This window comes from Streptomyces sp. 8K308, assembly GCF_004348315.1.
In the GTDB taxonomy this organism is placed as follows: Bacteria; Actinomycetota; Actinomycetes; order Streptomycetales; family Streptomycetaceae; genus Streptomyces.
Genome location: NZ_SMKC01000489.1, coordinates 1 through 4088 on the forward strand (window position 1 = coordinate 1; position 4088 = coordinate 4088).

Consider the following 4088-nt stretch of genomic DNA (forward strand, 5'->3'; position numbering starts at 1 on the left):
GCGCAGGACCGGCGAACAGCGCGGACAGGCCGCCGCCGGCGGCCCGCTCCACCGCCGGCCAGGAATCGGGGCCGAGCGCGCGGCGCAGGGCGCGGACGACCTGGGTCCAGGGCCAGTAACCCGGCGCGTTGTCCGACTCCCAGCAGGATCCGGAGAGCACCAGCGCGCCGCGCCGCCTGGCGGCCTTGGCCGCCTCGGTGACCAGCGCGGTCTTGCCGATGCCCGGCTCTCCCGTGACGAGCACGAGACCGCCGTGGCTCTCCACGGTCCTGGCGATCTCGGCGTCGAGCACGCCGGCCGCGTGGTCCCGTCCGATCAGGTGTTCGAACAGCAGTGCGGTCCGTCCTTCCTTCCGGGCTCGTCCCTGTACGAGGATGACACAATGACCTCTTCTCCGACCGCCCCCTCCGAAGCGGCAGGCCCGGCGACCCCGCGCGCCGTCGCGGACGCCTACGTCGAGACTCTGGCCGACCTCGACCCCCTCTACGGCACCAGCCTCGGCATCCGCCCCGGCGTCGCCGACCTGCCGGACTTCTCACCCGACGGGCATGAGGCCCTGGCCGCGGCCCAGCGCGCCACCCTGGCGGAGCTCGACGCGGCCGAGGCGGCGGCCGGCGGCCCCGGCGCCCTGCCGGCCGTCGAGCGGCGGGCCGGCCGGCTGCTGCGCGAGCGGCTGACCGCGGTGCTCGCCGAGCACGAGGCGGGCGAGCAGCTGCGGGAGGTGTCCAACATCTTCTCGCCCGTGCAGCAGCTGCGTTCGGTCTTCCTGCTGATGCCGGCCGAAACCCCGGACGACTGGGCGGTGATCGGCCGCCGGCTGGCCAACGTGCCGGCCTCCCTGGCCAGTTACACCGCCTCGCTGGCCGAGGGCGCGCGGCGCGGCCTGACCGCCGCGCCGCGCCAGGTGACCACCGTCGCCGAGCAGTTGGACACCTGGCTGGCGGCCGACTGGTACACGGAGTTCGCCTCCGGCGGCCCCGAGGCGCAGCGCGCCGAGCTGACCGCGGCGGCGGGCAGGGCCACCGAGGCGCTTGCCCGACTCCGCGCCTTCCTGCGCGAGGAGTACCTGCCGAAGGCCGCAGGCACCCCGGACGGCGTCGGCGCCGAGCGCTACCTCGTCGGCGCCCGCCGCTGGACCGGCGCCGACCTCGACCTCGACGAGGTCTACGCCTTCGGCTGGGCCGAGTTCCACCGGCTCGCCGACGAGATGCGCGCGGTGGCCGCCGAGGTGCTGCCCGGCGAGTCGCCGCTGGCCGCGATGCACCACCTGGAGCGGCACGGCGAGGCCATCGAGGGCGTGGACGCGATACGCGACTGGCTGCAGGACCTGATGGCCGAGGCCATCGAGGCGCTGGACGGCCGGCACGTCGACCTGGCGCCGCCGGTGCGGCGCGTCGAGGCCATGATCGCCCCGCCGGGCAGCGCGGCCGCGCCGTACTACACGCGCCCCTCGCTCGACTTCTCGCGCCCGGGCCGCACCTGGCTGCCGACCATGGGCGCCACCCGCTTCCCGCTCTGGCAGCTGGTCTCCACCTGGTACCACGAGGGCGTGCCGGGACACCACCTCCAGCTCGCCCAGTGGGTGCACGTCCAGGACCAGCTCTCCCGCTACCAGGTCAGCGTCGGCTCGGTCAGCGCCACCACCGAGGGGTGGGCGCTGTACGCGGAGCGGCTGATGGACGAGCTCGGCTTCCTCACCGACCCGGGCCGGCGGCTCGGCTACCTGTCCGCCCAGATGCTGCGGGCGGTGCGGGTGATCATCGACATCGGCATGCACACCGGGCGCCGGATTCCGGCCAACGAGTCCTTCCACCCTGGCGAGGTGTGGACGCCCGAGCTCGCGACCGAGTTCTTCGCGGCGAACACCGGCACCGACCCGGCGTACACCGAGTCCGAGCTGACCCGCTACCTGGGCATGCCGGGCCAGGCCATCAGCTACAAGCTGGGCGAGCGGGCCTGGGTCGCCGGCCGCGAGGCCGCTCGCGCGGCGGCGGGCGCGGACTTCGACGCGAAGTCCTGGCACATGGCCGCGCTCTCCCTCGGCTCCCTCGGCCTCGACGACCTGACCACCGAACTGTCGACGCTCCGCTGACGGCACGAGGCGCCGCGCTGGCGCGTGGCGTGGGGCGCGCGGCCCGCGGCCCGCACTCAGGCCGGTCGGCTGCCGCCGCCGCGGACGACCAGCTGGTCGAGGAGGTGTTCGGTGGCCGCCGTGACGGCGGCCACCGCCTCGTCGAAGGCGGCCTGGTTGTGGGCCGCCGGCTGGCGGAACCCGGACACCTTGCGGACGTACTGGAGGGCGGCGGCGCGGATGTCGTCGGTCGTGACGTCCGGCGTGGCCGGCGGGCGGAGCGTCTTGATACTGCGGCACATGCCCTCCAGTGTGCCGCCCGCGTCATCGCGGCGCGTCCCGCACGGCCGGAAGCGCCCGCCCAAGGCGTGCGAGCGGGGACAGAGCCATCACCAGCGGGGACACCAACATGCCCGCGGCCGTGACCAGGAGACTGGTGCGCGGCCCCCACCCCATCGCGAGAAACCCGCCGAGCAGGGAGCCGAGCGGGGCCATCCCCATGCCGACGAACGTGATCGTCGCGGCCGCGCGGCCCTGCATACCGTCCGGAGTGACGGCCTGCCGGACCGCCATGACCGTGACATTCACCAACTGGCCGCCGGCCCCGAACACGAAGTTGATCACCAGGAGCGCGGAAACCGTCGCCGCGGGAGAGCCGTGCAGCGCGGGCACCCACAGGAACACGCCGTCGCCGAGCGCCGCCGCGGACACGAGCACCGCGCCATGACCGAACCGGCTCGGCAGGCGAGCGGCCAGCATCGAGCCCAGCAGCGCGCCCGGCCCCGTCGCCGCGAGCGTCAGCCCGACGGCGGTGCCGGACAGGTGCAGTTCCCGCGGCAGGAAGAGCAGATAGCAGGTCATCGTGGCCGCGAAGGAGAACTGGAAGGCGGCCGAGGCGAGGCACACGGTCCGCAGCGAGGCGTCCCCGGCGACGAAGCGGAGGCCCTCATGGATCCGCCGCCACACCCGAGCGGGACGTTCGGCGCGCTCCGGGATCGATTCGGTCCGACGGATCCGCCGGATCGACAGGAACGACAGCGCGAAGAACACCGCGCTCGACGCAGCGGCGATCGGCGCCGTCAGCAGCGACACCAACGCACCGCCGAGGGCGGGCCCGGCGATCTGCGCCGCGGACCGGCTACCCTCCAGCGCGCTGTTGCCCCGCACCAACTGATCGCGCCGCACCAGCCGGACGAGAGACGCCTGGTAGGCCACGTCGAAGAACACGGAAAGCGCCCCGACGGCGAAGGCGACCACGAGCAGCGCGGGCAGACCGAGCCAGCCGAGGAGACCGGCCACGGCGGCGGCGCCGAGTACCAGGGTCCGGCCGGCGTCCGTCACCACCATCAGCGTGCGGGTCCGCCACCCGTCCACCCACGCTCCGACGAGGAGCGAGAGCAACAGGAACGGCGCCTGCCCCACCGCGCGGACGGCGCCCAACTCGCCGGCGCCGGCGTTGAGCGTCAGGACGGCGAGGAGCGGGAGAACGACCAGAGTGGTGTGTTCGCCGAGTTGGGAGGCCGTCTGACCCACCCAGAGTCTGCGGAAGTCGCGATCCCGCCACAGACGTGGCGGAACAGATCGACCGGAATCGGATATGGCGGAGGAGGTGGACGGCACGAGGATCCCTTGAACTGCCGACGACGAGGCCCGTCACCCGGCGCACCAGGTGCGCCCGCGATGCAGGCAGGGGAAGGCTCGCTGTGCCGCGACATCAAGGGCAGCACGCGATGACAGGCCGATCACGGCCTACGACGTCAACGCGCGCTCGGAAGACCGGGCATCTCTCGCCTCCTCGTGGATCACTCGCCGGACCGAACACTAGCCCGCGGCGGCTCGGCGCCCAAGGCGATTCCGCTGACGGACGGCCGGGCCCCGGCCCGGCTCCCCCCCCGTTATGTTCTTCGTGGTCCTGCAAGAGGGCCGCTGGCCTCCGGGCCCGGCATGACTGTGTCCCCCTGTCGCAAGGATGACCTGGGGGGTGGTGTCACCGGGCCCGGCAGGTGCCGTCGGAGAC

4 protein-coding genes are annotated in these 4088 nt (G+C 73.9%); 1 reads left to right on the top strand and 3 read right to left on the bottom strand.

Annotation, left to right across the window (positions count from 1 at the left end; all coding sequences use genetic code 11):
• The coding region (locus tag E1265_RS34515; RefSeq protein ID WP_165953985.1) for an AAA family ATPase at positions 1-331 on the bottom strand (331 nt) is incomplete at its 3' end.
• Positions 332-382: 51 nt separating this feature from the next.
• Here E1265_RS34515 and E1265_RS34520 point away from each other — a divergent pair.
• A complete protein-coding gene (locus tag E1265_RS34520; protein ID WP_132934901.1) occupies positions 383-2092 on the top strand; it encodes a DUF885 domain-containing protein in 1710 nt (569 codons plus the stop codon).
• Positions 2093-2148: 56 nt separating this feature from the next.
• On the opposite strand, the gene E1265_RS34525 is transcribed toward E1265_RS34520, so the two are convergent.
• Together E1265_RS34525 and E1265_RS34530 are read right to left on the bottom strand one after the other, a co-directional pair.
• Positions 2149-2373 (bottom strand): DUF2277 domain-containing protein, encoded by a 225-nt coding sequence (locus E1265_RS34525; RefSeq protein ID WP_132934902.1) that lies wholly within the window; start codon positions 2371-2373, stop codon positions 2149-2151.
• A gap of 22 nt (positions 2374-2395) precedes the next feature.
• Positions 2396-3691 (bottom strand): MFS transporter, encoded by a 1296-nt coding sequence (locus tag E1265_RS34530; protein ID WP_132934903.1) that lies wholly within the window; start codon positions 3689-3691, stop codon positions 2396-2398.
• Positions 3692-4088 lie beyond the last annotated feature (397 nt).

Bases quoted from the DNA above. Each gene is read 5' to 3' on its own strand.
- E1265_RS34520 (WP_132934901.1), top strand. From the start codon at position 383: ATGACCTCTTCTCCGACCGCCCCCTCCGAAGCGGCAGGCCCGGCGACC.
- E1265_RS34525 (WP_132934902.1), bottom strand. From the start codon at position 2,373: ATGTGCCGCAGTATCAAGACGCTCCGCCCGCCGGCCACGCCGGACGTC.